Here is a 23,768-nt window from a genome sequence, read left to right on the forward strand (position 1 = left end):
GTCAGTTCACCGTGGCGCCCGAATCGCGGACCGCCTTCCCCCATTTCGCCACTTCGCGCTTCTGGAACTCGGCCAGCGAGCCCGGGTCCTTCGACGGCTCCACGCCCAGGTTGCCCAGCTTCTCCTTGTAGGCCGCCGAGGTGACCACCTTCGCGACCGCCTCGCGCAGCTTCGCGGCGACGTCGGCCGGCAGCCCGGCCGGCGCGAACACGCCCCACCACGCGGTGGACTCGAAGTCCTTCACGCCCGCCTCGTCGAGCGTGGGCACGTCGGCCAGCACCGGCGAGCGGGTCTTGCCGCTGATCGCCAGCGCGCGCAGCTTGCCGGAGCGAACGTGCTGGATCACCGACTGCAGCGGGTCGAACATCATCGGGATCTGGTTGCCCAGCAGGTCGGTGATCGCCGGCGCGCTGCCCTTGTAGGGCACGTGCTGCAGCGACACGCCCGCCGCCGACGCGAACATCACGCCGGTCAGGTGGCCCGGCGTGCCGTTGCCGGCCGAGCCGAAGCTCACGCTGCCCGGCTTGGCGCGGGCCTGGTCGATCAGGTCCTTGATCGAGCCGATCGGCGCGGCGGGGTTCACCACCACGGCTACCGGCGCGCTGGCGACCAGCGCGATCGGGGTGAAGTCGCGCACCGGGTCGTGCGGCAGCTTGGTGTACAGCGCGCCGTTGATCGCGTTGGTGCCCACGGTGCCCATCAGCAGCGTGTAGCCGTCGGGCGCGGCCTTGGCCACCGCGTCGGCGCCGATCGACCCGCCGGCCCCGCCCCGGTTGTCCACGACCACCGGCTGGCCCAGCGCCTCGCCGAGCAGCTGCGCGAGCGGACGCCCGACGATGTCGGTGGGGCCGCCCGGCGGGAAGGGCACGACCAGCCGCAGCGGCCGATCGGGGAAGGACTGGGCGAGCGCGGCGCCCGCGGCGCCCGCCCCGAGGGCGGTCAGCACTGCTGCCGCCAGCAGGCGGCGGCGAAGGTCTCGATCGGTCGCGGTCATCATGGTCTCCTCGTGGTCGTGTTCGACGGTCGTGGGCGCAGGGTCAGCCAGGCTCGCGCCGGGGGGCGCCACCGGCAACGCCCGACTGCCTGACCGAGTTGGCGATCTCGAGCGGCCCGGGAACCCGCAGGCGGAACTCGTAGCGCTCGGGAACGATGTGGATGCGCATGAACTCGAGCACCCGGCCCGCCAGCGTGGCGGACCTGCGCTCCATCCGGAGCACCGCGCTGCCCCTGGGCAGCCGCAGCGCCGCGGCGATGCGCGGCGGCGCCGCCTCGCAGCGGATCGCCACGTCGGCGGCAGCCACCCGCTCGCCGAGGAAGCGCTCGATGATCTCGTACACGGTCAGGCGCTCGGCCCGCCCGGCGCCCAGCGACGCGGCGCCGGCCGGCAGCCAGGCCTCGACCACCGCGAAGGGCTGGCCGTCGAGCGAGTACAGGCGCCGCAGGCGCACCGGCAGGTCGAGCCCCTCGGGCAGGGCCGGATCGGCCCGGCCGGCCGAGGGCGAGAACTCCAGCAGCTCGGTCTGCGGCTCCAGCCCCTGCTCGCGCAGCGCGTCGTAGAAGCCGCGCAAGGCGCCCAGGTCGTGGCGCATCATCGGGGCGCTCACGAAGGTGCCCTTGCCCCGGCGCGTGATCACCTGCCCGTTGCGGACCAGCAGCGCAATGGCCTGCCGCACCGTGATGCGGCTCACCCCGTGCTCGGCCATCAGCTCGGGCTCGGTCGGCAGGCGGCTGCCCGGCGCGAGCTCGCCCGACGCGATGCGCTGCGCGAGCTGCGAGGCCAGCTGCTGGTAGAGCGGCTCGGCCGCAAGGCGCGACAAGGCGGTCGGCGCCGCCTTGGCGGCCCGGCCTGCGGACTTCGATGCGCTTCGTGAGCCGGCTGCGCGCGCCATGGAGCCTCGTGGTGATAGGACGTTTTATGACGTTATATCACGAGCCGTGACTCGGGCCGGCCAGGGCCAGGCGCCGCGCGCGCTCCACCCCGCGTCGCACCCGATCGTTCTCGATGCCGGAGATCGCGGCCCGGGAGATGCCGCCGGCTTCAGCCGACCGGGCCGAATCCCCTCACATCCAGCCTGATCCACGCCTTCCCCGCCTGCTTCTCCACGACGATCCGCTCGCCATCGAGGCGATAACCGAGCTGGCAAGCCAGCCGCGGGTTCGACAGCACGCCGGGGTTGAACACCGCCACGTTCTCGCCCGCCGGCCTTCGAACGGACTGGATCAGCAAGCCGGGGTGCCCCTCGCGATGGATGCGCGCCCCCACCGATTGCGGAAAGGCGTAATCGGTGGGGTGCAGCAGGTCGGGGGATTCCGACGCAGCCTGCCGGAGGTCCAGCAGCGCCGCGGCGCAATGCACCCGGTAAACCTTGCGCTCGGCGACCACCGCCTCGCGCTCGAAGCCCGCGTCGCAGAGCAGCCCGCGATACCAGTGATACGCGGACTCGTGCACCGTGGTCTCGACCGAATCGGAGCCGTACCAGACCCCGAAGGAGCCGTCCGAGAAGCGGCTGGCCTGCCAATGCCGGAACGGCCAGCCGATCGCGTTGAACCAGGCGGCATCCTCGAAGGGGCGGTCGATGACCGGCGTCGGGGATCGGTAAAGCGGCGGCTTGACCTCGTCCTCCACCCGCTGCGCGAGCAGCCACTCGGCCGGGTCGTCGGTCAGGTCGTCGAAGAGATCCTGCGACTCGCGCAGCGACACGATGTTCCGCATCACGTCGCGCCGAACGTCGATCAGCGCGAGCCCGGCGAAGAGCGAATTCATCGGGCGGGCAGGTCAGGTGTCGCGCGCGCGATCAGACGCAGCGGGCACGGTCAAACGCCGCGCGCCCGATCCAGGTACGCGCGCACCGCGAGCAGCCCGGCGAAGCCCCACTCCCTGATCAGCTCGACCGGCGTGAGGTTGTCGAAGGCCTTGTTCCGGGTCGTCATCCAGCGATAGGCCAGATCACGGTTCTGCGGAAACAGCAGGCGCAGGTTCTTGTGGATGCCCAGCAGATGGCCGACCCGCTCGTACTGGTCGCGGCTGGCGCCGATCGGCTCGCCCTTCCGATAACGCGCCAGCGCGGCCCGATTGCTGGCGGCGAGGCCCAGCAGCGCCGCCTGGTCCTCGGTGCCCAGCTGCCAGTGGTCGAGCAGCGTCATCACCATTCGGGCCAGCGCGCCGCGGTCCTGCGCGGCGAACTTCTCGCGCTCGATGACGGCCGACATGGTGGAGCCTCGCGTGGAATTCGATCGAGGGACAGGATACCACTGCGTTTCGATCGAAACAACTTGCGTTTCGATAAACCGAGGGGTCGGAGACCCTACCCCCTCCCGTACGCATCCTCGAAGCGCACGATGTCGTCCTCGCCCAGGTAGGACCCCGACTGCACCTCGATCATCTCCAGCGCTCGGCGCGTTGGTGGTGCAATCGCAGGCTCAGCGCGGCGGCGCACTGCGATCGGGCTCGGGCAGGTCGACCCCGCCCGCCGCGGAAAACCGCTCGTGGATCCGGCGGCCGAGCCCCTGCTCGCCGCCCCTTCGCGACAGCCCCGGGCGAAGGACGCGACGCGCTTCCTCCTCCATCGAGTGTCCGCGCAGGGCCGCTTCCACCCGAAACGCGGCCTTCAGGTCGTCGTCGAGATTCTGGCGCCGCCGCTGCGGCAGCTCCCAGCCCGGGAACAGCAGGACACCAGGATGGCAATCGAGCGCAACTGCCAGAACGCGGGCGCGCTCCACGCCGAGCCGCACACGGTCGTTCTCGATGCCAGAGATGGTGGCCTGCGAGATGCCGCTGGCCTCAGCCAGCTGGTTCTGGCTCATGCCCTGAAGCTCCCGCATCACGCGGACGGACTCTCCGACCGAAACATCCATTCGCCGCCTGGCCGGCCGAAACCCCTTCATCGCTTTCTCCTGTCGTCGTAGGGCGTCACCGACACCAACAGCACCTCTTCGGGCTATACGCGATGGATGACTCGCCGCCGAATGCCCAGGCGCGAAGACCTGTGCCCGAGCCATGCGCCCGAGAGCGCCGACAATCGCCCAAACGGCCTACCCCGACCGCCCCGCGCCGCTCTCGCCGTCCTGCGCGGAAGGTCAACTCGGTCGCGTCTCCCGCACCCCCCGCTTTTTCTTCGGCCGCCCCCCCGCGGGCTTAGCACGCAGCGCATCCGACGCCGCCCCCCCTGTCGCCCTGCCTGCTTTCCGTGCCATCGAAGCACCGGGCAGCAGGGGCTCAGGCCTCGACAACTCCCCGATGTTCTCGAGCACCATCGAGGAGCCGTTCGCCATCCGGATCACCAACTCCAATTCCCCCCCCATCGCCCCAACGTACTTCCGGAGGGTGGAGATGAGCAGGTCGGATCGCTTCTCCAGTTGAGCGACCGCGTTCTGCCGTATGTGCAGGGTGTTGGCGATCTCTTCCTGAGTCTTCTTGTGCGCCCTGCGGGCCGCCGCCAATCCGTCGGCGTGAGCGATCATCTCGTCAGCCAGTTCGCGAGCCCTTGCGGCCACCTTCGCGCGCCGCTCCGGAGCCAGACGCGCCATCACATCTTTCAGCTTTTCAGGCATTTCACTTCTTCCTCCCGAGATCCGCATCGCGTGGCTCGCAGGCATCCCGGATCGACGCGAGATGGGCATCGAACCGGCGATCCGCCTTCCGGATCAAACGCCTGTAGAAAGCCTGCTCGTTCTTGCCCTGCTTGGCGCCGGCAACGAGGAGGCACGCCCTTCTGTCGACATCGAACGCGAACGCCGCGCGCCAGGTCTCCACACCGTCCTTAGCCGTGAATCTCAACTCCTTCATGTTCGCATGCCGGGAGCCCTTCAACGTATCCACGTGCGGCCTGCCGGCTTTCGGCCCCGCCAGTTCGACTGCCTGGGCCGCGGCCAGCAGTTCGTCCTGGACTTCCTCATCGAGGGCGTCGAACTCGCCGACGAACTCGTCGTGGAAGATCACCTCCCAGGCAGACGGCGTTCCAGCGCTTCCAGCGCTCTTCCTGTCACGGCCAACCATCATGAATATCAGGTTTAGATGATATCATTTTTACATGATTACTCGCGATCGCGGCCATTGCAGGAAGTCTCACCCCTGCAGACGAGGACCCGACCCGCGCCGCCCTCGGCCAGCTCCCGCCCGACCCACTCCGCATACACCCGCACGTACGGATGCGCCGTCGCATCCGCCGCCGCCTCGCCCACCGTCGCCCAGGGCCACGCCGAGTGCTGGTCGTCCGCCTCGAGCCTAAGCGCTGCTACCTCATCGTTCCCGAGCGTCAGCCAGCGCGGCAGGTTCACGTAGTGCGTGGACACCGCAGGATCGAAGGCGCTGTCGTCGTAGAAGTGGTCCCAGGCGCCCATCAGGCGCGCTCGCGCCACCCAGCCCTCGGCAGTCTCGGCCGGCACGCCCAGCTCGTGGCGCGCCACCCGCTGCAGCGCCAGCGCCAGCGACTCGTTCTTGCGGATGCGCCCGCCCGGCGTAAACCACCAGCCGCGCGCCGGCGCGTTTCGGCGCAGGCCCAGCAGCAGGCGGCCCCGGGGGTCGGTGACGCACAGGTCGATCGACACCAGCGGCAGCGCGGCCACCGCATGGCGGAACTCGGCCTTGGGAAGAAGCATCCGAAGACCTTCAACGCCACTGCAGTCAGTCGTCGGCACGGCGATTCCGCCAGTAGCCGGGCTTCCGGGCAAACGGCGCCAGGGCGAGCACGTAGATTTCGTCTCGACGTTCCAGATGGACGATGGAGAAGGGAAATCGCACGGGTGTTAGCGCCGCGTGCCGTACTCGTACTTCGCACCCATCGCCGGGAACTCGGATGCAAGTGCAACGGCGTTCTCTATGGCCTTGATGAACCGTTCCGCCAACGCTTTACTGACGGCGTTGTAGCAGAGCGCTTGGTATGCGATTTCGGCCCTGGCCTCGTCGTGAAACCGAACTGGCTTCACAGGAGCAGGCGGCGCACTTCAGGAAAGACTTCGTCAGCGGGAACGAGCCTGGCGGTTCCGCTGTCGATCTCGGCGATGCGGCGCTTGATCTCTTCGCTCCAGGCCGCTTCCCTCTCGGCGTCGACCTCCTGGACAGTGGCCAGCAACTCCTCGGTGAGCCGCACGCGCTCCTCTGGCGAGAGCGACCGCGCTCTCCGAGACAGTTCTTCTACGAGGTCAGGCATAGGAACCTCCTGCCGAAAAATTGTGGCGCATGACCGCCGTAGGAGTGATCTGAGGCGCCGCCGACGAAGAGAGGCGGGAACTCGATTCCCTGGTCGAGGAGATTAGCACCGGCGAACCCCGGGAACATCAGCCTGTCGGCCTATGCCTCTCGGACTCACACCAGCGCCCGAAGCAGCCTCCCGACCTCGGCCGGGCGGAAGCGTTCTACAAACGGCCGCGCCAGAATCCCGGCTTACGACTCTGGTGAGCAACAGCGAGCACGCGAACTTCAGATTCCCGAAGGTAATCTCGCCTCGCGAGCGTAGAACCGCGCGCCCTCGACCAGTTCCTGTTCCGCTTCGCTCGCAAGCGAAATCTTCACGTGAGCGCGCGCCTGGCGCTGTGAATCGCCTCTTCGACGGGAACCAGTACGGTACGGGCAGCCTCGACGTCGGCCAGTCGACGTTCGATCTCCGCGCCCCAGGCGTCGTCCACCTCGTCATTAGACCCCACGCTGGCGAGCAGGTGGTCCGCAAGAGAGACACGCTCCTCCGGTGAGAGCTTCAGCGCCTCGGCTTCAATCGTTGCGAACTGCGATGCCATGACGACCTCCGGATACTGCACCTTCGACAGGTTACAGCGCAGGCCTGGCGGGCCCGACTTGGTGTAACCACAGCAGTCCCGGCAGACCGGGGCGGGAACTGGATCCCCTAGGCGATTAGATTAGCACCGGCGAACCCCGGGAACACCAGTCTATCGGCCTATGCCTCCCGGACAGCCGGCGACCTCTCATCGCACAAATCGATTTGTCGGATCGACTCATAGCCGAAAATGATGAGAATCACGCTCAGGCAGATGGAAGCCTTTCGCGCGGTGGCGCGGCTCGCCAGCTTCAGCCAGGCGGCGCGCGCGCTGCACCTGTCGCAGCCCGCGCTGAGCGCCACGATCCGCAAGTTCGAGGAGGCGATCGGCGCGAAGCTGTTCGACCGCGACACGCGCAACGTGAGACTGACCTCGGTCGGGCAGGAAGTGCTCACGGTCACCGATTCGCTGTTCGACGACTTCGACAAGGCCATGGCCAGCCTGCGCGACTTCCTGTCGGGCAGGCGCGGGCGGCTCTCGGTGGCGGCGTCGCCGTCGGTGGCTGCCGGCTTCCTGCCCCCGGTGATCGCAGCCTTCCGGCGGATGCATCCCGAGGTCGAGCTGCAGTTCAGCGACGTGCTGGCGGAGTCCGCGATCGGGGCGGTCAAGGCCGGCCAGGTCGACCTGGCGCTGGCTCCGCAGGTGTCGCTGGACGCCGACCTGGAATTCCGGCCGGTCTTCCGCGACACGATGGTCGCGCTTGCGCGCGCCGACCATCCTCTGGTCGCGCGGCGCCGGATCACCTGGAAGGACCTGGCGCCCTACGACCTGATCTTCCCGAACCGCTCGAGCAACGTGCGGCAGTTGATCGACGCCGCCTGCATCGCGCAGGGCGTCGCGCTCCGGTCCGGCCTCGACGTGGGCCACGCGAGCACCGTGATGGGTCTGGCGGTCAACGGGGTCGGGGTGGGCGTGCTCCCCCGCTCGCTCGCCGCGCTGTTCAACGACGCGCGCGTCACCCCAACGACGCGCGCGTCACCCATCGCCGGATCACCGGGCCCGAGATCTGGCGCGACGTCTCGGTGGTCACGCAGCGCGGGCGGTCGGCCTCGCCGCTCGCGGAGGCTTTCATCGGCCTTTGCGTGGCGCACGACAACCGCGATCGAGCCGCTCGAGCTCCCCGCGGGCTGGCGTTGCCCGGCGAGCCTGTTATTTCGAAATCCCCTCTCCTTGACAGCCCGGCTCGGAGCCCGTTTCATCCACGCTGACGCGAGTCGGCAGCAGGCGGGCTCGCTCGGTCACCGACCCTGCGCCTGCGTTCCCGAACCAGAAGAACCACGAGGAGACAAGACTCGATGCGATCGCTCGCGTCGGCCGCCACGTTCGCGCTGCCGCTGCTCGCCCTGGTGCTGATCTGGGCGGTGGTGGTCGGCGCGTTCGACGTCGACCCCCGGCTCTTCCCGGGCGTGCCGGCCGTGGGCCGCGCGGCGGCCGAGGCGATCGCCGACGGCACCCTGCTCGGCCACGTGGCCGCCAGCATGTGGCGGGTGGTGGCGGGCACGGTGCTCGCGCTGGTGGTGGCGATCCCGATGGGCATCCTGATGGGCGTTAGCCCGGGCATCTCCAGCTTCTTCACGCCGATCTTCCGCTTCTTCTCGGTGCTGGCCGGCATCGCCTGGATCCCGATCGCCACGCTGTGGTTCGGCTACGGCTTCGGCGCGATCGTGTTCGTGATCTTCAACGCGGTGTTCTTCGTGGTCACGTACAACACGCTGCTGGGGGTGGCCAGCATCCCGATGCAGTTGCGCCACGCGGCGGCCTCGCTGGGCGCGGGGCCCTGGCAGCTGGTCACCCAGGTGCTGCTGCCGGGCGCGCTGCCCAACATCGTGACCGGCATCCGCACCGGGCTGGGCTTCGCCTGGCGCGGCCTGATCGCCGCCGAGATGATCGCCACCAACGTGGGGCTGGGCTACATGCTGTTCGTGGCCCGCGACTTCTACCGCACCGAGGTGATCGTGTTCGGCATGATCGTGATCGGCGTGCTGTGGCTGCTGATCGACCGGCTGCTGCTGGTGCCGCTCGAGCGCGCCACGATGGAGCGCTGGGGCATGGTGAGGGCGGCATGAGCGGCGCGGGCCCCGGCGGCGGCACGGCGGGCGCGATGGGCGGCCTGCTGCGGCTCTGGAACGTGCGGGTGTGGGGCCCGTACATGCGCGCCACCGCGCGCTGGCCGGGGCTGCGCTCGATCGTGCCCTTCCTGCCGCTGGTCGCGCTGTGGTGGGCGGTGGCCGAGGCCGAGGTCTTCCCGCGCGTGTTCTTTCCCGGCCCGGCCGAGGTGGTGGCCTCGTTCTTCACGCTCACGTACAAGGGCATCCTGCCCGAGTACCTGGCCGACAGCGTGACCCGGCTCGCGGTGGGCGCGGCGGTGGGCGTGGCGATCGGCATCCCGCTCGGGCTGCTGGTGGGCCTGAACCGCACCGCGCACAAGGCGCTGTGGCCGGTGCTGCTGTTCTTCCAGGCGATCGGCGACATCGCCTGGCTGCCGATCCTGCTGATCTGGTTCGGCTTCGGGCTCACCACGATGACCTTCGTGATCGTCTACACCGTGCTGTTCCCGATCGTGCTGAACACGGTGCTGGGCGTGCGCTCGATCCCGCTGGACCTGCACCGCGCCGCGCGCAGCCTGGGCGCGTCGCCGGCGCGGGTGGTCTGGGAGGTGGTGCTGCCCGGCTCGCTGCCGAACATCGTGACCGGGTTGCGCAACGGCCTGGGCTACGGCTGGCGGGCGCTGATCGCGGCCGAGATCATCGTGGGCACCAGCGGCATCGGCTTCCTGATGTTCGACGCGCGGCGCGCCGGCTCGGTGGTCGAGATCCTGCTCGGCATGATCGTGCTGGGCGTGCTCTGGTACATCGTGGACGCCTGGGTGCTGGCGCCGATCGAGCGGGCCACCGGCCAGCGCTGGGGAATGGTGCAAAGGCAATGAAGAGCCTCGTCCTGAATAACCTGCAGAAGACCTACTTCGACCCGTACGCCGGATCGCAGGTGACCGCGATCCGCGACGTGTCGCTCACCGTGCAGCCCGGCGAGTTCGTGTCCATCGTCGGCCCGTCGGGCTGCGGCAAGACCACGATCCTGAACATGGTGGCGGGCTTCCTGCCGGCCAGCGGCGGCGAGATCCTGGTCGACGGCCATCCGGTGCACGGGCCCGGGCCCGACCGCGGCGTGGTGTTCCAGTCCTTCGCGCTGTTCCCGTGGAAGACCGTGCTCGAGAACGTGGCCTTCGGCCCGAAGATGCGCGGCGTGGGCCGCGCCGAGCGCGAGGCGATCGCCCGCGAGTTCCTCGAGCTGGCCGGCCTGTCGCACGCGGCCGACCGCTACCCGAACGAGCTGTCGGGCGGCATGCAGCAGCGGGTCGGCGTGGTGCGCGCGCTGGCCAACCACCCCGACGTGCTGCTGATGGACGAGCCCTTCGCCAGCGTGGACGCGCAGACGCGAATGACGCTGCAGGAGGAGCTCACCCGCATCTGGCAAGAGCGCCGCACAACGGTGCTGTTCATCACCCACGACGTGGCCGAGGCGGTGTTCCTGGCCAACCGGGTGGTGGTGCTCAGCAAGGGCCACGTGCTGACCGAGATCGACGTGCCGCTGCCCCACCCCCGCCGCTGGGACGCGCTGATGGAGGACGAGCAGTTCAAGGCGCTCAGCGCGCTGGTGCTGCAGAAGGTGCGCTCGGCATGAGCCCGGTTGCGACGGCGCTGCCGGGAGCAGCGTAATGAGGGCGATCCTGCGCTCGACCCAGGGGCGGATCGTGATCGGCGCGATCGTCCTGTACCTGCTGTGGCAGGCCTGGCTGAGCATCGCCGCGCCCGGCAAGGTGTCGCCCGAGATCGACCGCGCCAGGCCCCGGGTGAACCTGCTGGTGGTCCTGCCCTTCCGGCCCGAGCGCTTCCACGTGCTGATGTTCCAGAAGTTCGGCCGGGTGTCCGGCACCACCGACGACTCGGTCGAGGTGCGCGGCGTGGACCCGGCCAGGCTGAACGCGATCGCGCGGTATTACTGGGTATCGCGCGTCGATCCACTGCCACCCGACCAGTAAGAGAGGAGACGACGATGTTCAAGAAAGCGCTGTTGTTCTGCTGCGCCGCGTTGCTCGCGGTCGGCGCCCAGGCGCAGGGCCTGGTCAAGATGAAGGCGGGCATGGTCACCGGCATCGACCAGGTGGGCCTGCCGATCGCGCTCGAGCGCGGTTTCTTCGAGAAGTACGGGCTCGACGTGCAGATCGCCCGGCCCTACGCCACCGGCGTGGACGCGCTGAACGCGCTGCAGGCCGGCGAGAGCGACATCGTGCAGGTGGGCGTGCCGATGATCGGCGCGGTGCTGCGCGGCATGGACCTGGTGGCGCTGGGCAACTACAGCGGCAACGCGACCAAGCTGGGGTCCGACGCCACGATGGCGCTGATCGCGCGCGCCGACTCGGGCATCGTGAAGGGCGACCTGAAGTCGCTGAAGGGCAAGAAGATCGCGGCCTCGTTCGGCACGATCAACCACCTGTACGCGCTGGCGTTGCTCGAGAAGGCCGGGCTCACGCCGAACGACGTGACGCTGGTCAACACGCCGCCGCCCGACATGACGGTGGCGTTGCTGTCCAAGGGCATCGACGCGTTCTCGGCCTGGGATCCGTGGCCGATCGTGGCGCTGAAGGACGTGCCCGGCGCGGTCGAGGTGATCCGCGGCGGCGACGTGATCTCCTACCTGGGCTTCAACGTGGCCACCCGCGCCTGGGTCGAGAAGAACGGCGACACGATCGAGAAGTTCCTGGCCGCGGTGTCCGAGGCCGACAAGTGGATGCGCGCCAACCCGAAGCAGGCCGCGCAGGTGGCCACCCGCTGGATCCCGGGCCTGAAGCAGGAAGTCGCCGAGGCCGCGATGGCGTTCAACATCCAGCAGGCCGACCGCAGGCTGTCGGCCAACAACTACCGCGCGCTGTACAGCGCGCAGCAGACGCTGCACAAGCTGGGCTTCCTGAAGTCGACCTTCGACGTGAACAAGCACATCGAGCCCAAGCACATGCTGGCGGTCATGCAGAAGTACCCGCAACTGTTCTCCGACCTGCCGGCGATCCCGGCGGACGCGGCGATCGGGCCGGGGTACCAGTTCAAGCCCTGATCGGGGCGGGGCGGCGGCCTGCGGCCGCCGCGGCGCGCGGCTAGCGCACCACGCCCGCCGCGCGCAGCGCCGCGATCCGCTCGTCGGTGAGGCCCAGCGTCTTCGACAGCACCGCGTCGGTGTCGGCGCCCAGCAGGTGGCCGGGCTCGCGGATCTCGCCCGGCGTCTCGCTCAGCCGCGGCACCACGCCGGGCAGCACCACCTCGCCCAGCCGCGGGTGCGGCACCTTGGCCAGCATGCCGCGCGCCGCGAAGTGCGGGTCGGCGAAGATGTCGGCGATCGTGTAGACCTTGGCCACCGGCACGCCGGAATCGTTCATCAGCGCCACGATCTCGGCGGCGTCGTGCGCGCGGGTCCACTGCTCGACCATCGCGTCGACCTCGTCGACCCGCTTGCCACGCGCGAGCTGCGTGGCGTAGCGCTCGTCGTCCGCCCACTCCGGGTGGCCCATCGCCTTCGCCAGCCGGCGGAAGATCGCGTCGTTGTTCGCGGCGATCAGCACGTAGCTGTCGTCGCGCGTGGGGTACAGGCTGTTGGGCGCGGTGTTCATCAGCCGCGGGCCCTGGCGCTGCGGCACCGTGCCCAGCCTGGGATAGGCGGGCACGTAGCTCTCCATCATCGAGAAGGCCGTCTCGTACAGCGCGGTGTCCACCACCTGGCCGCGGCCGGTGCGGTGCCGGTGCTCGAGCGCGAGCATCGCGCCGAACGCGGCGTACACGGCGGTCAGGTAGTCGGTGGTGGCAAGCGCCACCCGCGCGGGCGGCCGGTCGGGGTCGCCGGTGAGGTGGCGCACCCCGGCGATCGCCTCGCAGATCGCGCCGTAGCCGGGCAGCTGGCTGTAGGGGCCGTCCTGCCCGTAGCCGCTGATCCGCACCAGGATCAGGCCCGGGTTGTCGGCGCTCAGCGCGTCGTAGCCCAGGCCCAGGCGCTCGAGCGTGCCGGGGCGGAAGTTCTCGATGACGAAGTCCGCGCCGGCCGCCAGCCGGCGCACCAGCTCTCGGCCCTCGTCGGTCTTCAGGTCGATGCACACCGCCTGCTTGTTGCGCAGCATGCTGGCGCAGTACAGCGACTCGCCCTGGTCCTGCAGGCCCATGTTGCGGGCGGCGTCGCCTTCGGGAGGCTCGACCTTGATCACCTCGGCGCCGAAGTCGGCCATCAGCCGGGCGCACACCGGCCCCGCGATCGTCGAGCACAGCTCGATGACGCGGTAGCCGGACAGCGGGCCGGCGGGCCGGCCCGCGGTGTCCGCGGCCGTGCCGGGCGCGGCGGCCGCGCCCCGTTTCGCTTCGATCATTTCGGTTCCGTGAATCAGCGTTTGGCCAGGCCCAGGTCGGTCAGCACCTCGCGGGTCTCGTCGTAGGCCTGCTTGAGCTCGGCGCGGGCCTCGTCGGCGTTGCGATAACGCTCGGCCCACTGGCGCGACTCCACGAAGGCCTTCCACTCGGGGTCGTCGGTGACCTTCCGGAAAAAGTCCTGCCAGTAGGCGACGGCCGCCGCCGGCACGCCCTTGGAGGTCATCACGCCCTGCGCGCTGTTGTAGGTGGCGTTCACGCCCAGCTCGCGCCAGGTGGGCACGTCGGCGAACGGGCCCTTGAGCCGCTCGGCCGACGCGATGGCCAGCACGCGGATCTTGCCGGCCTTCATCTGCGCGAGCACGTTGGGCGTGGTGGAGGCCATCACGTCGAGGTGGCCGCCGAGCAGGTTGGTGAGCGACTCCTGCGAGGACTTGAACGGCACCACGGTCATCTTCGAGATGTCCACGCCGGCGGCCTTCAGCGGCTTGGCCGCGCCCACGTGGATGTGGTTGCCCAGCGAGGTGGCCACGCCGAGCGACAGGCTGGCCGGGTCCTTCTTCAGCCGCGCGACCAGGTCCATCGCGTCCTTGACCGGCGAGTCCTTGGCGACCGCGATCGTCACGAACTCGCCGAACAGCATGGCCAGCGGGGTCACGTCGTCGGGGCCGAAGGGCACGTGGCCGATGATGTTGTTGGTGAGCAGCGAGTAGGTGATCACCGTCAGGTAGTGCGGATCGCCCGGGTGCTGCTCGAGCGGCGACATCGCGATGCGCCCGGCGCCGCCCGGCTTGTTCTCGATGATGATCGGCTGGTCGATCAGGCCGCGCTTCTCGGCGATGTTCTTGATCATGCGCACCGACTGGTCGAGCGCGCCGCCGGGCCCCGCCGGGATCGTGTACAGCACCGGCTGGGTCGGCTTCCAGGCTTGGGCGTGGGCGGCGCCCGCGGTGGCGCCGGCGATGAGCGCCGCGCTGGCCGCCGCGGCGGCCAGGGACCTGAGGCTACGGATGGTTCGCTGCATTTCGGTGTCTCCTTCTCGGTGTCCTCGGACGGACCCGTTGCGGGGCCCGGTTGGGGGTACTGGCCGCCGGCCTCGCCCGGCGCAGCCCGCGCTGCCTCGATCAGCGCAGCCCGCGCCTCTTGATGCCGGTCTGCCGCGCGCACAGCTCGAGCGCGTCGGTCAGCCAGTCGCGGATCGCCTCGCGGGTCTCGCCGGGCCGGATGATGTCGACGATGCCGAAGCGCTCGGCGGTGCGGAACGGCGAGCTCAGCCGGTGGTAGTAGGCCTCGAGCTCGTCGCGGCGGGCCTTCGGATCGGGCGAGGCCTCGATGTCGCGCCGGTAGGCCGCGGCCACGCCGCCCTCGATCGGGATCGAGCCCCAGCGCGCGGTCGGCCAGGCCACCCGGTGGTTCAGCGAGCGGCCCTCGGGGCCGTGCTTGGGGCCGTGCATGCCGCCGCCCACGCCGAAGGCGCGGCGCAGCATCACCGAGAACCAGGGCACCTGCGCCTGCTCGATCGCCGCGATCGCCCGGATCGCGTCGCGCATCGTGCCGGCGCGCTCGGCCTCGAGCCCGAACATCACGCCGGGCTGGTCCACGAAGTTGACGATCGGGACGTGGAAGGTGTCGCACAGGTCGACGAAGCGCTCGGTCTTGCGCGCGGCCGCCGAGGTGAGCGCCCCGCCCATCACGCGGGGATCGTTGGCCAGCACGCCCACCACGTTGCCCTCGAAGCGCGCGAGCATGGTGATCGTGGACGCGCCGAACAGCGGCGAGATCTCGAACAGGCTGCCGGCGTCGAACACCGCGCGCAGGATCTTGCGCGGGTCGTAGATGCGCCGGCGGTCCTCGGGCACCGCCTCGTCGAGCCAGGCGACCTGGTCGGCCGACGGCGGCCGCGCCGCGGCCTTGGGCGGCGTGTCGAACACGCTGCCCGGCAGGTAGGACAGGAAGGCGCGCACCAGCGCGAAGGCCTCGTCCTCGGTGTCGGCCACGTTGTTGACCACGCCGGACTGGCGCGCGTGCACCTCCCAGCCGCCCAGCGACTCCTTGTCGATGTCCACGCCGATGCCCTGCTTGACCACCGGCGGGCCGCCGGCGAACACCTGCGAGGCGCCGCGCAGCATCACGGAGAAATGGGAAGCGGCGACCTTGATCGCGCCGAGCCCCGCGCAGGCGCCGAGCGCCACGCCGACCACCGGCACGCGCGACAGCAGCGAGATCGACGGCCAGCTGGAATAGCCGGGGATCTTGGTGGACTGCTGCTGCTCGAGCAGCTTGACGCTGCCGCCGGCGGTGTCGACCAGCCGCACCAGCGGGACCTGCATCTCGTGCGCGTAGCGCTCGGCGTAGACCCACTTGTCGGACACGGTGGACTCGGACGAACCGCCGCGGATCGTGAAGTCGTCGGCCGAGACCACCGCGCGCCGGCCCTGGATGCGCGCGGTGCCGATCACCGCGTTGGACGGCGTGAAGGACTCGAAGCGCCCGTCGGCGTCGTAGCGGCCCTTGCCGGCCAGCGCCCCCATCTCGTGGAAGCTGCCCGGATCGGCCAGCCGGTCGATCCGCTCGCGGACGGTCAGCCGGCCGCGGTCGTGGTGGGCGCGGATCGCGTCTTCACCGCCCAGCTGAAGCGAGCGCGCGCGGCGCGCCTCGAGCTCGGCGTAGCGATCGGCCTGTGCCTGGTCCATTCGGGGTCTCCTCGTTGTCGAATTCGTCGGCCGCCGGCGCGGCGCTCGCGTCGGCCGCCCGCGCGCCCGTGGCGCGTCCGCGCCGCGCCTCGCCCTGCCCGGCCCGCGCCTCCAGCTCGGCCTTCAGCGCCTGCATCGCGGCGTCGCGCGAGCCGCCGATGCGGCGCCTGACCAGCTGGGCGGCCTTCGCGGCGTCGCGACGGCGCACCGCGCGCAGGATCGCCTTCCATTCGCGCAGCGAGCGGGCGATACCCTGCTCGGTGCCGAAGCCCAGCCGCGAGTAGCGCAGCGTCTGCAGCGCGAGCGACTGCACCATGTCGTAGAGCAGCCCGTTTTCGCACAGCGCGCGCAGCCGCGTGGTGAGCCGGAACGAGGCCAGCGCGTAGGCGTCGCGCGAGCCGGCCTTCGCGGCGGCCTCGAGCTCGGCGAGGCCGGCGGCGAGCTCGCTCGCGAAGGCCTCGGGGTGGTCGCGCACCGCCTGCTCGTAGGTGGTGGCGATCAGCGACGCGCGCACCTCGAAGATGTCGTGCAGCTCGCGCGGGCTGTAGTCGGACACCTGCGCGCCCTTGCGCGGCACGACCACCAGCAGGCGGTCGCGCTCGAGCATGCGCAGCGCCTCGCGGACCGGCGCGCGGCTCACGCCGAGCACCGCGCAGATCTCCTCCTCGAGCACGCGCTGGCCCGGCTTGAGCCGGTCGAGCGCGATCATGCCGGCCAGCCGCGAGGCGATCTGCTCGGCGATCGACAGCGACGGGATGTCCTGCTCGCCGCGCCGCAGCAGCACGCGCTGGATGTCGCGCATGAAGTCGGTGGCCGGCTCGAGCAGGCCGGAGAGGTCCGGAAGGTTCGCAGTTCGCGGTTTCGCCATTTGCCTATTATTGTCGACATTAATTATGATTGGCAACCGAGGCACCGTTCGACGATCGTCGGCCCCCGCGCCGGCATGGCCGGCGCGCCGAGGCCCCGCCAAAAAGGAGACACGAGATGACCGCCCGCCCGTCACGCCGCCGCGTCCTGCAGCAGGCCGCCGCACTCGGCGCCCTTCCCGCCATTGCCAGCCTGCCCGCCTTCGCGCAGGGCTTCCCGACCAAGCCTGTCCGCCTGGTCGTGCCCTACCCGCCCGGGGGCAGCACCGACATCCTGGCCCGCGCCTTCGCCGAGCCCTTCGGCCGAGAGCTGGGCCAGCCGGCGATCATCGAGAACCGGCCGGGCGCCGCGACCAACATCGGCCTGGAGATCGCCGCGCGCTCGCCGGCCGACGGCTACACCGTGTACTTCGGCACCAGCGGGCTGGCGTCGAACCCGCACTTCGGCCCGGTGCCCACCGTGGACGTGTTCAAGGACATCACGCCGATCAGCCTGGTGGCCACCATGCCCTTCCTGGTGGCCGCGCACCCGAGCCTGCCGGCTTCCACGCCGAAGGAGCTGATCGCGCTGGCGAAGCAGCAGCCGGGCAAGCTGCTGATCAGCTCCGCCTCGCTCGAGACGCAGGTCAAGACGATCAACAAGCGCGCCGGCATCCAGCTGCTGCACGTGCCCTACAAGGGCGGCGCGCAGGCCACCAACGACGCGATCGCCGGCCATGTGAACCTGGTGGTGGCGCTGCTGCCGGTGCTGCTGCCGCAGATCAAGGCGGGCAAGCTCAAGCCGATCGCGATCTCGTCCGCGCAGCGCTCGCCGGCCGCCCCCGACATCCCGACCTTCCAGGAGATCGGCATCGAGGGTCCCTCCCCCAGCTGGTTCGCGCTGTTCGTGCCCTCGGGCTGCCCGGCCGAGGCGATCGGGCGCCTGAACGGCGCGGCCGTGGCCGCGGCGAAGGACGCCGAGCTGGTCAAGCGCACGCTGGGCCAGGGCATCGAGGTGAAGTCGAGCAGCCCCGGGCAGCTGGCCGAGCTGCTCAAGCGCGACTACGAGACCAACGCGGTGCTGGTGAAGGAACTCGGCTGATGACTGCCTCGTTCGACCAGCTGGAGCTGGAGTTCCACGAGCGGGCCGCGCGCGCCCGGGCCATGGGCGGGGAGCGCAAGCTCGCCGCTCGCCGCGAGGCCGGCATCCTGAACGCGCGCGAGCGGATCGACCGGCTCGCCGATCCCGGCTCGTTCACCGAGTTCGGCCTGTTCGCCCAGTCGGCGCGCGAGCCCGACCGCGAGCGCACGCCGGCCGACGGCAAGATCTCGGGCCTGGTGCGCATCGACGGCCGGCCCGCCGCGGTGGTGTCCAACGACTTCACGGTGATGGGGGCTTCGAGCGCCTCCACGAACAGCCGCAAGGTCGGCCACGTGAAGGACATCGCCACGAAGCGCGGCCTGCCGATCGTGTTCATCGGCGAGTCGACCGGCGCGCGCATGCCCGACGTGATGGGCGCGCGCGGCATCGGCGCCGGCGACCGCCCCACGCAGTACCGGCGGATGCGCGAGACCCCCTGGGTGTCGGCGGTGCTGGGGCACTGCTACGGGTCTTCCTCCTGGTACGCGGCGCTGTCGGACTTCGTGGTGATGCGCAAGGGCGCTGTGATGGCCGTGTCGAGCGTGAAGCTCACCTCGATGGCGATCAGCGAGGCGATGGACCCCGAGGACCTCGGCGGCTGGCGCATGCACACCGACGTGACCGGCATGGTCGACCTGGCGGTGGACACCGACGAGCAGGCGCTCGACGCGGTGCGGCGCTTCCTGTCCTACCTGCCCTCGCACCACCGCGAGGCGCCGCCGGCCGGCCCGTCCGGCCCCGAGCTGCGGCCCGACGGCAAGCGGATCCGCCAGCTGCTGCCGCTCGAGCGCACGAAGGTCTACGACATGCGCAAGATCCTCGATTGCATCGTGGACCGTGGCTCGCTGTTCGAGATGAAGGCGCGCTACGCGAAGAACATCGTGACCGCGCTGGCGCGGATCGACGGCCGGGTGGTGGGCGTCGTGGCCAACAACCCGCTGCACAAGGGCGGCGCGATCGACGTGGACGCCTGCGAGAAGGCCACCGCCTTCATGGTGCTGTGCGACTCGTTCAACGTGCCGCTGCTGTTCTTCGTGGACCAGCCGGGCTTCCTGATCGGCATCGAGGGCGAGCGGCGCGGCGCGATCGGCCGGGTCATGAACTGGATGAACGCGATCTCGCTGGTCACGGTGCCCAAGTTCTCGGTGATCGTGCGCAAGACCTACGGCCAGGCGGTGCTGAACATGGGCGGCGGCGGCAACTCCGACGTGGTGCTGATGTGGCCGAGCGCCGAGATCAACTTCATGGACCCGCGGCACGCGGTGACCATCGTGCACGGCGTGAAGCGCGAGGACGACCCCGATCGCTACGACGCGCTGCTCGACGAGATGGCCAAGGAGACCTCGGCCTACGAGATGGCCTCGCCCTACAACGGCCACATCGTGACGATGCCCGAGGACACCCGCGACACGCTGCGCGAGCTGCTCGACTCGGCGGGGCTGCGCATGACCGGCGGCGTGGGCGAGCACCTGATGCGGACCTGGCCCACGAGCTACTGACACCGCCCCGGCGCGCAACGGCCGTGCGCCCCGCGCCGGGCCACGACATCCGACGAACACGAATCGACATTCGAGAAAGGGGAACAAATCATGGCAAGCATCAAGGTCCGCGCCGAAGTCACCGGCTCCGTGTGGAAGCTTCTGAAGCAGCCCGGCGACGCGATCGCCTCCGGCGACGAGATCATGCTGATCGAGTCGATGAAGATGGAGATCCCGGTGGTGGCCGACGAGGACGGCACGCTGTCCGAACTGCTGGTGGCCGAGGGCGACCCGATCCAGGAGGGACAGGTGGTGGCGACGATCTCGGCCTGACCGGGCTGTTCACCGAGGCGTTGCCGGAGCCGCCTCCTGGCGGACCGCTCTCGCGGCGGGGCGCACCCCGCCGAGCAGCATCTCGCGCAGCCTCCGCGCCGAAGGCGGCACCGCCTCGTCGCGGGTGACGACCCACAGCCCCAGCCTGCCGACCGCGGTCGTGTCGGACAGCCGCACGAAGCGCACCCGCTCGCTCGCGTAGGCGGCGGCCACCGACGGCACCAGCGCCACGCCCAGGCCGCTGGCCACCAGGCTGACCACGGTCTGCACCTGTGTGGCCTCCTGCCCCACGCGGGGCGCGAAGCCGGCCTCGCGGCAGACCTGCTCGACCGTGCCGCGCAGGCCCGGCACCTGCGACTCGGAGAACAGCACGAAGGGCTCGTCGCGCAGCGCGGCGAGCCTCAGCTGCCGCCTGCCCGCCAGCGGATGCCCGGCCGGCAGCACGGCCACGAAGGAGTCGGTCTCGGCAAGGTCCACACGCAGGCCGGTTGCATCGGCGACCGGCCCGCGGATCGCGCCGATGTCGGCGCGGCCGTCGCGCACCATGTCGACCACGCCCAGCGTGGTGCCCTCGACCAGTTCCAGGCGCACCTCGGGGTAGCGCTCGCGAAAGGCGGGCAGGCAGCGCGGCAGCAGCGAGTAGGTGGCCGAGCCGACGAAGCCCAGCCGCAGCGCGCCCCACTCGCCGAGCGCCGCGAGCCGGGCGTTCCGGCGGCCCTGGTCGGCGTGGCGCAGCGCCTGCCGGGCCTCGGGCAGCAGCGCCTCGCCGGCTGTGGTGAGCCTCGCGCCGCGCGCACCACGCTCGAAGAGCCGGGCGCCGATCGTGTCCTCCAGCTTGCGGATCGACACCGACAGGGCCGGCTGCGCGATGTGGAGTTGCTCGGCCGCGCCGCGGAAGCTGCCGGCGTCGGCGATCGCGAGGAATTGTTCGAGCTGGCGAAGTTCGACGGACATTGCGGCTCCACCGGTTTGCGGGACGCGCGGCGCAATGCGCGCCCGGGAATGGCCTGGCGCCAGCGGCTTGCCGGGCGATACGAATCCATTATCGCTCGTTCATCCAACGATATTGGACAGGAATGCCCGTTCCCCGCGATCATCGGGCCCGATGAGCTCGAACCCCGAACCCACTTCCCCGGCGCTCGCCGGCATCCGCATCCTCGACCTCGGCTCGGTCGTCTTCGGCCCCTACTGCACGCAGATCCTGGCCGACTACGGCGCCGACGTGATCAAGATCGAGTCGCCCGAGGGCGACAGCACCCGCTACACCGGCCCGGCGCACGAGCGCGGCCGCTCGGCGATCTTCCTGGGCGTGAACCGCAACAAGCGCAGTGTGGTGCTCGACCTCAAGCGGCCCGAGGCGCGCGAGGCGCTGCTGGCGCTGGTCGACACGGCCGACGTGTTCATCCACAGCGTGCGGCCGCAGAAGCTCGCGAAGCTGGGGCTGGACGCCGACACGCTGCGCGCGCGCAACCCGCGGCTGGTCTACGTCGGCCTGCACGGCTTCGGCGACGGCGGCCCCTATTCGGGCCAGCCGGCCTACGACGACATCATCCAGGGCATGAGCGGCATCGCCGACCTGATGCAGCGGCAGTCGGGCACGCCGGCCTATTTCCCGACGATCGCGGCCGACAAGACCTGCGGCCAGGTGGCGGCGCACGCGGTGCTGGCGGCGCTGTTCCAGCGCGAGCGCACCGGCCGCGGCCAGGTGGTCGAGGTGCCGATGTTCGAGACGATGGCCTCGTTCGTGCTGGTCGAGCACTTCTTCGCGCGGCACATCGCGCGCGGCGCGGCGCAAGGCGCGCCGGGCGGCGGCGCCGGACCCGACGCGGCCGTGCCGGAGACCGGCTACCCGCGCGTGCTGGCGCCCTGGCGCCGCCCGTACCGCACCGCCGACGGCTTCGTCTGCATGATGCCGTACACCAACGCGCACTGGCGGGCCTTCTTCGAGCGCACCGGCAACGCCGGCCTCGCCGCCGACCCGCGCTTCGTCGACATCGCCGCGCGCACCCGCAACATCGCCGAGCTGTACCGGATCACCGGCGAGATCGTGGCCGCGCGCGACACCGCGCACTGGCTGGCCTTGTGCGCCGAGCTGGAGATCCCGGCGGCGAAGATGAACCGGCTCGACGACCTGGAGCGCGACCCGCACCTGCAGGCGGTCGGCTTCTTCGAGGAGCTGGCCGACGAGGCCGGCAACCATTACCGTTTCACCCGCAACCCGGTTCGGCTGTCCGACAGCGAGGTGCCCCCGGCGCTGCCGCCGCGGCTGGGCGAGCACACCCGCGAGGTGCTGGCCGAGGCCGGCCTGTCGGCGGACGCGATCGACCGGCTGGTCCCGGACCCGAAGGCGGCGTGACCCGCAAGCCGGCACGACACCCGGAACACCAAGGAGACTCACGCATGACCGCCCCCTCTTCCGGCGAGCCCACCATCCTCGGCCACGGCTTCTTCTGGCAGGACATCTCGGTGGGCCAGAAGTTCCGCACCTTCCGGCGCACGGTGACCGAGACCGACCTGGTCAATTTCATCAGCACCACCGGCATGCTCGAGGCGATCTTCATCGAGGAAGGCTACGAGCTCGGCGCGATCAAGGGCCGCCCGGTCCCGGCGGCGCTCACCTACTCGCTGATCGAGGGCTTCATCCTGCAGTCGATGATCCAGGGCACCGGCCTGGCGATGCTCGAGCTGCACAAGAAGATCCTCGGCCCGGTGGTGGTGGGAGACACGGTCCGCGCCGAGATCGAGGTGACCGCGCTGCGGCCCACCTCGAAGAACAACCGCGCGATCGTCACCTCGCGCATCGACGTGTACAACCAGCGCGACGAGATGGTGATGACCTACACGGCCACGCGGATGCTCGCGGGCCGGCCCGGGGCCTGAGCCGCGCCGCCCGCGCCCCCACGCACAGCGACGAAGACCATGACGATCCAGCTCGACTTCATCCCCGCCCGGATCCCCGACGCCGACGAGGCGCTGCGCCCGAAGATCCGCGAGTTCATCGCGCAGCGCATCGGCCGCTATCCGGCCGCCAGCCGCGCCCGCACCTGGATGGGCTTCGACGCGCAGTTCAGCCGCGAGATGGGCGAGAACGGCTGGATCGGCCTGTCGCTGCCCACTCGCTGGGGCGGCCAGGGCCGCGGCGCCTTCGCGCGCTACGTGGTCGTGGAGGAGCTGCTGGCCGCCGGCGCGCCGGTGTCGGCGCACTGGATCGCCGACCGGCAGAGCGGCCCGATGATCCTGAAGTACGGCAACGACACGCTGCGCGAGCGCCACCTGCCCGGCATCTGCCGCGGCGAGCAGTTCTTCTGCATCGGCATGAGCGAGCCGAACTCGGGCTCGGACCTGGCCTCGGTGGGCACCCGCGCGCGCCGCGGCGACGGCGGCTGGATCGTCAACGGCCGCAAGATCTGGACGACCAACGCGCACCGCTCGCACTACATGATCGCGCTGGTGCGCACCAGCGGCGCGCCCGAGGACCGGCACAAGGGCCTGAGCCAGCTGGTGATCGACGTGAAGGCGCCGGGCATCACGATCCGTCCGATCCGCGACCTGGCCGGTGACGAGCACTTCAACGAGGTGTTCTTCGACGACGTGTTCGTGCCCGACGACTCGCTGATCGGCAACGAGGGCGACGGCTGGAAGCAGGTGACCGCCGAGCTCGCGTTCGAGCGCAGCGGCCCGGAACGGATCCTGTCGTCGATCGTGCTGCTCGACATGCTGGTGAAGCGGATCGCCGGGCGTGCCGCAGGCGCCGGCGGGCCTGCCGCGCCCGCGCTGGCCGCCGCGCGCCACGACATCGGCCGCGTGGTGGCCACGATGACCGCGCTGCGCAGCATGTCGGTGTCGATCGCCGCGCGGCTCGAGCAGGGCGAGGAGCCGGTGCTCGAGGCGGCGCTGGTCAAGGAGCTCGGCACCACGCTCGAGCAGGCGATCCCCGACCTCGCGCTGCGCCACCTTTCGGACGCGGAGGCCACGGGCGCCGCCGGCGACCTGGCGCACGTGCTGTACGACACCACGCTGCTGTCGCAGTCCTTCTCGCTGCGCGGCGGCACCCGCGAGATCCTGCGCGGCATGATCGCGCGCGGCCTGGGCCTGCGCTGACCGGA

Annotated in this window: 27 protein-coding genes and 1 pseudogene; 12 read left to right on the forward strand and 16 right to left on the reverse strand. The window is 70.5% G+C overall.

What is annotated here, in order from left to right; genetic code table 11:
* Position 1 precedes the first annotated feature (1 nt).
* From M6I34_RS05310 to M6I34_RS05360, 11 genes and pseudogenes are all read right to left on the reverse strand, one after another.
* Complete coding sequence (locus M6I34_RS05310; RefSeq protein WP_272484661.1) at positions 2–994, reverse strand: Bug family tripartite tricarboxylate transporter substrate binding protein; 993 nt, start codon at positions 992–994, stop codon at positions 2–4.
* A gap of 43 nt (positions 995–1,037) precedes the next feature.
* On the reverse strand, positions 1,038–1,817 hold the full coding sequence (locus M6I34_RS05315; RefSeq protein ID WP_272484662.1) for a GntR family transcriptional regulator: 780 nt from the start codon (positions 1,815–1,817) through the stop codon (positions 1,038–1,040).
* 221 nt (positions 1,818–2,038) lie between these two features.
* A complete protein-coding gene (locus tag M6I34_RS05320; protein WP_272484663.1) occupies positions 2,039–2,764 on the reverse strand; it encodes an RES family NAD+ phosphorylase in 726 nt (241 codons plus the stop codon).
* Between the two features lie 50 nt (positions 2,765–2,814).
* The gene (locus M6I34_RS05325; RefSeq protein ID WP_272484664.1) at positions 2,815–3,210 is read right to left on the reverse strand and encodes an MbcA/ParS/Xre antitoxin family protein; all 396 of its coding nucleotides are present in this window, start codon (positions 3,208–3,210) and stop codon (positions 2,815–2,817) included.
* A gap of 95 nt (positions 3,211–3,305) precedes the next feature.
* Positions 3,306–3,404: pseudogene (locus M6I34_RS05330) on the reverse strand (hypothetical protein); the annotation flags it as partial.
* A gap of 16 nt (positions 3,405–3,420) precedes the next feature.
* A complete protein-coding gene (locus M6I34_RS05335) occupies positions 3,421–3,999 on the reverse strand; it encodes a helix-turn-helix domain-containing protein (protein WP_336254430.1) in 579 nt (192 codons plus the stop codon).
* A 78-nt stretch (positions 4,000–4,077) separates the two neighbouring features.
* Complete coding sequence (locus tag M6I34_RS05340) at positions 4,078–4,551, reverse strand: helix-turn-helix domain-containing protein (RefSeq protein ID WP_272484665.1); 474 nt, start codon at positions 4,549–4,551, stop codon at positions 4,078–4,080.
* Between the two features lies 1 nt (position 4,552).
* Entirely contained in the window at positions 4,553–4,999 is a 447-nt protein-coding gene (locus M6I34_RS05345; RefSeq protein WP_272484666.1) for a type II toxin-antitoxin system RelE/ParE family toxin, read from the reverse strand.
* A 35-nt stretch (positions 5,000–5,034) separates the two neighbouring features.
* Positions 5,035–5,598, reverse strand: a complete 564-nt coding sequence (locus M6I34_RS05350) for an NUDIX domain-containing protein (RefSeq protein WP_272484667.1) — start codon at positions 5,596–5,598, stop codon at positions 5,035–5,037.
* A 323-nt stretch (positions 5,599–5,921) separates the two neighbouring features.
* Entirely contained in the window at positions 5,922–6,149 is a 228-nt protein-coding gene (locus M6I34_RS05355) for an addiction module protein (protein ID WP_272484668.1), read from the reverse strand.
* A gap of 358 nt (positions 6,150–6,507) precedes the next feature.
* Entirely contained in the window at positions 6,508–6,732 is a 225-nt protein-coding gene (locus M6I34_RS05360; protein WP_272484669.1) for an addiction module protein, read from the reverse strand.
* A 231-nt stretch (positions 6,733–6,963) separates the two neighbouring features.
* Between M6I34_RS05360 and M6I34_RS05365 the strand changes: the two genes are divergently transcribed.
* From M6I34_RS05365 to M6I34_RS05390, 6 genes are read left to right on the forward strand one after another with little or no spacing between them, the layout of a single operon-like run.
* Entirely contained in the window at positions 6,964–8,124 is a 1,161-nt protein-coding gene (locus tag M6I34_RS05365; RefSeq protein WP_272484670.1) for a LysR family transcriptional regulator, read from the forward strand.
* Positions 8,067–8,837, forward strand: coding sequence for an ABC transporter permease (locus M6I34_RS05370; RefSeq protein ID WP_272484671.1), 771 nt, complete (start codon positions 8,067–8,069; stop codon positions 8,835–8,837). Before M6I34_RS05365 ends, M6I34_RS05370 begins: the two co-directional genes overlap by 58 nt.
* Positions 8,834–9,697: an ABC transporter permease gene (locus M6I34_RS05375; RefSeq protein ID WP_272484672.1), complete on the forward strand. Its 864-nt coding sequence runs from the start codon at positions 8,834–8,836 to the stop codon at positions 9,695–9,697. The genes M6I34_RS05370 and M6I34_RS05375 overlap by 4 nt, the downstream gene beginning before the upstream one ends.
* Positions 9,694–10,452: an ABC transporter ATP-binding protein gene (locus M6I34_RS05380; protein WP_272484673.1), complete on the forward strand. Its 759-nt coding sequence runs from the start codon at positions 9,694–9,696 to the stop codon at positions 10,450–10,452. Before M6I34_RS05375 ends, M6I34_RS05380 begins: the two co-directional genes overlap by 4 nt.
* 34 nt (positions 10,453–10,486) lie before the next feature.
* Complete coding sequence (locus tag M6I34_RS05385; protein ID WP_272484674.1) at positions 10,487–10,810, forward strand: hypothetical protein; 324 nt, start codon at positions 10,487–10,489, stop codon at positions 10,808–10,810.
* A 14-nt stretch (positions 10,811–10,824) separates the two neighbouring features.
* Positions 10,825–11,880, forward strand: coding sequence for an ABC transporter substrate-binding protein (locus M6I34_RS05390; RefSeq protein ID WP_272484675.1), 1,056 nt, complete (start codon positions 10,825–10,827; stop codon positions 11,878–11,880).
* Between the two features lie 40 nt (positions 11,881–11,920).
* Here M6I34_RS05390 and M6I34_RS05395 read toward each other — a convergent pair whose 3' ends face one another.
* The 4 genes from M6I34_RS05395 to M6I34_RS05410 all read right to left on the reverse strand — a co-directional run bounded on the left by M6I34_RS05395 (position 11,921) and on the right by M6I34_RS05410 (position 16,733).
* The gene (locus M6I34_RS05395) at positions 11,921–13,174 is read right to left on the reverse strand and encodes a CaiB/BaiF CoA transferase family protein (protein WP_272484676.1); all 1,254 of its coding nucleotides are present in this window, start codon (positions 13,172–13,174) and stop codon (positions 11,921–11,923) included.
* Between the two features lie 14 nt (positions 13,175–13,188).
* A complete protein-coding gene (locus M6I34_RS05400; RefSeq protein ID WP_272484677.1) occupies positions 13,189–14,196 on the reverse strand; it encodes a tripartite tricarboxylate transporter substrate binding protein in 1,008 nt (335 codons plus the stop codon).
* 100 nt (positions 14,197–14,296) lie between these two features.
* Positions 14,297–15,865: an acyl-CoA carboxylase subunit beta gene (locus tag M6I34_RS05405; protein ID WP_272484678.1), complete on the reverse strand. Its 1,569-nt coding sequence runs from the start codon at positions 15,863–15,865 to the stop codon at positions 14,297–14,299.
* Positions 15,792–16,733, reverse strand: a complete 942-nt coding sequence (locus tag M6I34_RS05410) for a GntR family transcriptional regulator (RefSeq protein ID WP_272484679.1) — start codon at positions 16,731–16,733, stop codon at positions 15,792–15,794. Before M6I34_RS05410 ends, M6I34_RS05405 begins: the two co-directional genes overlap by 74 nt.
* Before the next feature lie 116 nt (positions 16,734–16,849).
* On the opposite strand from M6I34_RS05410, the gene M6I34_RS05415 reads away from it, so the two are divergent.
* From M6I34_RS05415 to M6I34_RS05425, 3 genes are all read left to right on the forward strand, one after another.
* A complete protein-coding gene (locus M6I34_RS05415; protein ID WP_272484680.1) occupies positions 16,850–17,812 on the forward strand; it encodes a Bug family tripartite tricarboxylate transporter substrate binding protein in 963 nt (320 codons plus the stop codon).
* Positions 17,812–19,350: an acyl-CoA carboxylase subunit beta gene (locus M6I34_RS05420; protein ID WP_272484681.1), complete on the forward strand. Its 1,539-nt coding sequence runs from the start codon at positions 17,812–17,814 to the stop codon at positions 19,348–19,350. The genes M6I34_RS05415 and M6I34_RS05420 overlap by 1 nt, the downstream gene beginning before the upstream one ends.
* Before the next feature lie 90 nt (positions 19,351–19,440).
* The gene (locus M6I34_RS05425) at positions 19,441–19,662 is read left to right on the forward strand and encodes a biotin/lipoyl-binding carrier protein (RefSeq protein ID WP_272484682.1); all 222 of its coding nucleotides are present in this window, start codon (positions 19,441–19,443) and stop codon (positions 19,660–19,662) included.
* Positions 19,663–19,671: 9 nt separating this feature from the next.
* Here the strand turns inward: M6I34_RS05425 and M6I34_RS05430 are convergent, their stop codons facing one another.
* Positions 19,672–20,616 carry a LysR family transcriptional regulator gene (locus tag M6I34_RS05430; protein ID WP_272484683.1) on the reverse strand — a complete coding sequence of 315 codons (945 nt, stop codon included), beginning with the start codon at positions 20,614–20,616 and terminating at the stop codon, positions 19,672–19,674.
* A gap of 151 nt (positions 20,617–20,767) precedes the next feature.
* Here M6I34_RS05430 and M6I34_RS05435 point away from each other — a divergent pair, with 151 nt between their 5' ends.
* From M6I34_RS05435 to M6I34_RS05445, 3 genes are read left to right on the forward strand one after another with little or no spacing between them, the layout of a single operon-like run.
* Positions 20,768–22,018, forward strand: coding sequence for a CaiB/BaiF CoA transferase family protein (locus tag M6I34_RS05435; protein ID WP_272484684.1), 1,251 nt, complete (start codon positions 20,768–20,770; stop codon positions 22,016–22,018).
* A 44-nt stretch (positions 22,019–22,062) separates the two neighbouring features.
* Positions 22,063–22,542 carry a MaoC family dehydratase gene (locus M6I34_RS05440; protein ID WP_272484685.1) on the forward strand — a complete coding sequence of 160 codons (480 nt, stop codon included), beginning with the start codon at positions 22,063–22,065 and terminating at the stop codon, positions 22,540–22,542.
* Positions 22,543–22,581: 39 nt separating this feature from the next.
* Positions 22,582–23,763: an acyl-CoA dehydrogenase family protein gene (locus M6I34_RS05445; protein WP_272484686.1), complete on the forward strand. Its 1,182-nt coding sequence runs from the start codon at positions 22,582–22,584 to the stop codon at positions 23,761–23,763.
* Positions 23,764–23,768: the final 5 nt, after the last annotated feature.

The sequence above is a fragment of the Zeimonas sediminis genome (assembly GCF_023721795.1).
Taxonomy (GTDB): Bacteria; Pseudomonadota; Gammaproteobacteria; order Burkholderiales; family Burkholderiaceae_E; genus Zeimonas; species Zeimonas sediminis.

Coding starts and splice junctions, on each gene's coding strand:
- M6I34_RS05310 (WP_272484661.1), bottom strand. CDS start 994: ATGACCGCGACCGATCGAGACCTTCGCCGCCGCCTGCTGGCGGCAGCA.
- M6I34_RS05320 (WP_272484663.1), bottom strand. CDS start 2,764: ATGAATTCGCTCTTCGCCGGGCTCGCGCTGATCGACGTTCGGCGCGAC.
- M6I34_RS05325 (WP_272484664.1), bottom strand. CDS start 3,210: ATGTCGGCCGTCATCGAGCGCGAGAAGTTCGCCGCGCAGGACCGCGGC.
- M6I34_RS05335 (WP_336254430.1), bottom strand. CDS start 3,999: ATGGCTCGGGCACAGGTCTTCGCGCCTGGGCATTCGGCGGCGAGTCAT.
- M6I34_RS05340 (WP_272484665.1), bottom strand. CDS start 4,551: ATGCCTGAAAAGCTGAAAGATGTGATGGCGCGTCTGGCTCCGGAGCGG.
- M6I34_RS05345 (WP_272484666.1), bottom strand. CDS start 4,999: ATGATGGTTGGCCGTGACAGGAAGAGCGCTGGAAGCGCTGGAACGCCG.
- M6I34_RS05350 (WP_272484667.1), bottom strand. CDS start 5,598: ATGCTTCTTCCCAAGGCCGAGTTCCGCCATGCGGTGGCCGCGCTGCCG.
- M6I34_RS05355 (WP_272484668.1), bottom strand. CDS start 6,149: ATGCCTGACCTCGTAGAAGAACTGTCTCGGAGAGCGCGGTCGCTCTCG.
- M6I34_RS05360 (WP_272484669.1), bottom strand. CDS start 6,732: ATGGCATCGCAGTTCGCAACGATTGAAGCCGAGGCGCTGAAGCTCTCA.
- M6I34_RS05365 (WP_272484670.1), top strand. CDS start 6,964: ATGAGAATCACGCTCAGGCAGATGGAAGCCTTTCGCGCGGTGGCGCGG.
- M6I34_RS05370 (WP_272484671.1), top strand. CDS start 8,067: ATGCGATCGCTCGCGTCGGCCGCCACGTTCGCGCTGCCGCTGCTCGCC.
- M6I34_RS05375 (WP_272484672.1), top strand. CDS start 8,834: ATGAGCGGCGCGGGCCCCGGCGGCGGCACGGCGGGCGCGATGGGCGGC.
- M6I34_RS05380 (WP_272484673.1), top strand. CDS start 9,694: ATGAAGAGCCTCGTCCTGAATAACCTGCAGAAGACCTACTTCGACCCG.
- M6I34_RS05385 (WP_272484674.1), top strand. CDS start 10,487: ATGAGGGCGATCCTGCGCTCGACCCAGGGGCGGATCGTGATCGGCGCG.
- M6I34_RS05390 (WP_272484675.1), top strand. CDS start 10,825: ATGTTCAAGAAAGCGCTGTTGTTCTGCTGCGCCGCGTTGCTCGCGGTC.
- M6I34_RS05395 (WP_272484676.1), bottom strand. CDS start 13,174: ATGATCGAAGCGAAACGGGGCGCGGCCGCCGCGCCCGGCACGGCCGCG.
- M6I34_RS05400 (WP_272484677.1), bottom strand. CDS start 14,196: ATGCAGCGAACCATCCGTAGCCTCAGGTCCCTGGCCGCCGCGGCGGCC.
- M6I34_RS05405 (WP_272484678.1), bottom strand. CDS start 15,865: ATGGACCAGGCACAGGCCGATCGCTACGCCGAGCTCGAGGCGCGCCGC.
- M6I34_RS05410 (WP_272484679.1), bottom strand. CDS start 16,733: ATGGCGAAACCGCGAACTGCGAACCTTCCGGACCTCTCCGGCCTGCTC.
- M6I34_RS05415 (WP_272484680.1), top strand. CDS start 16,850: ATGACCGCCCGCCCGTCACGCCGCCGCGTCCTGCAGCAGGCCGCCGCA.
- M6I34_RS05420 (WP_272484681.1), top strand. CDS start 17,812: ATGACTGCCTCGTTCGACCAGCTGGAGCTGGAGTTCCACGAGCGGGCC.
- M6I34_RS05425 (WP_272484682.1), top strand. CDS start 19,441: ATGGCAAGCATCAAGGTCCGCGCCGAAGTCACCGGCTCCGTGTGGAAG.
- M6I34_RS05430 (WP_272484683.1), bottom strand. CDS start 20,616: ATGTCCGTCGAACTTCGCCAGCTCGAACAATTCCTCGCGATCGCCGAC.
- M6I34_RS05435 (WP_272484684.1), top strand. CDS start 20,768: ATGAGCTCGAACCCCGAACCCACTTCCCCGGCGCTCGCCGGCATCCGC.
- M6I34_RS05440 (WP_272484685.1), top strand. CDS start 22,063: ATGACCGCCCCCTCTTCCGGCGAGCCCACCATCCTCGGCCACGGCTTC.
- M6I34_RS05445 (WP_272484686.1), top strand. CDS start 22,582: ATGACGATCCAGCTCGACTTCATCCCCGCCCGGATCCCCGACGCCGAC.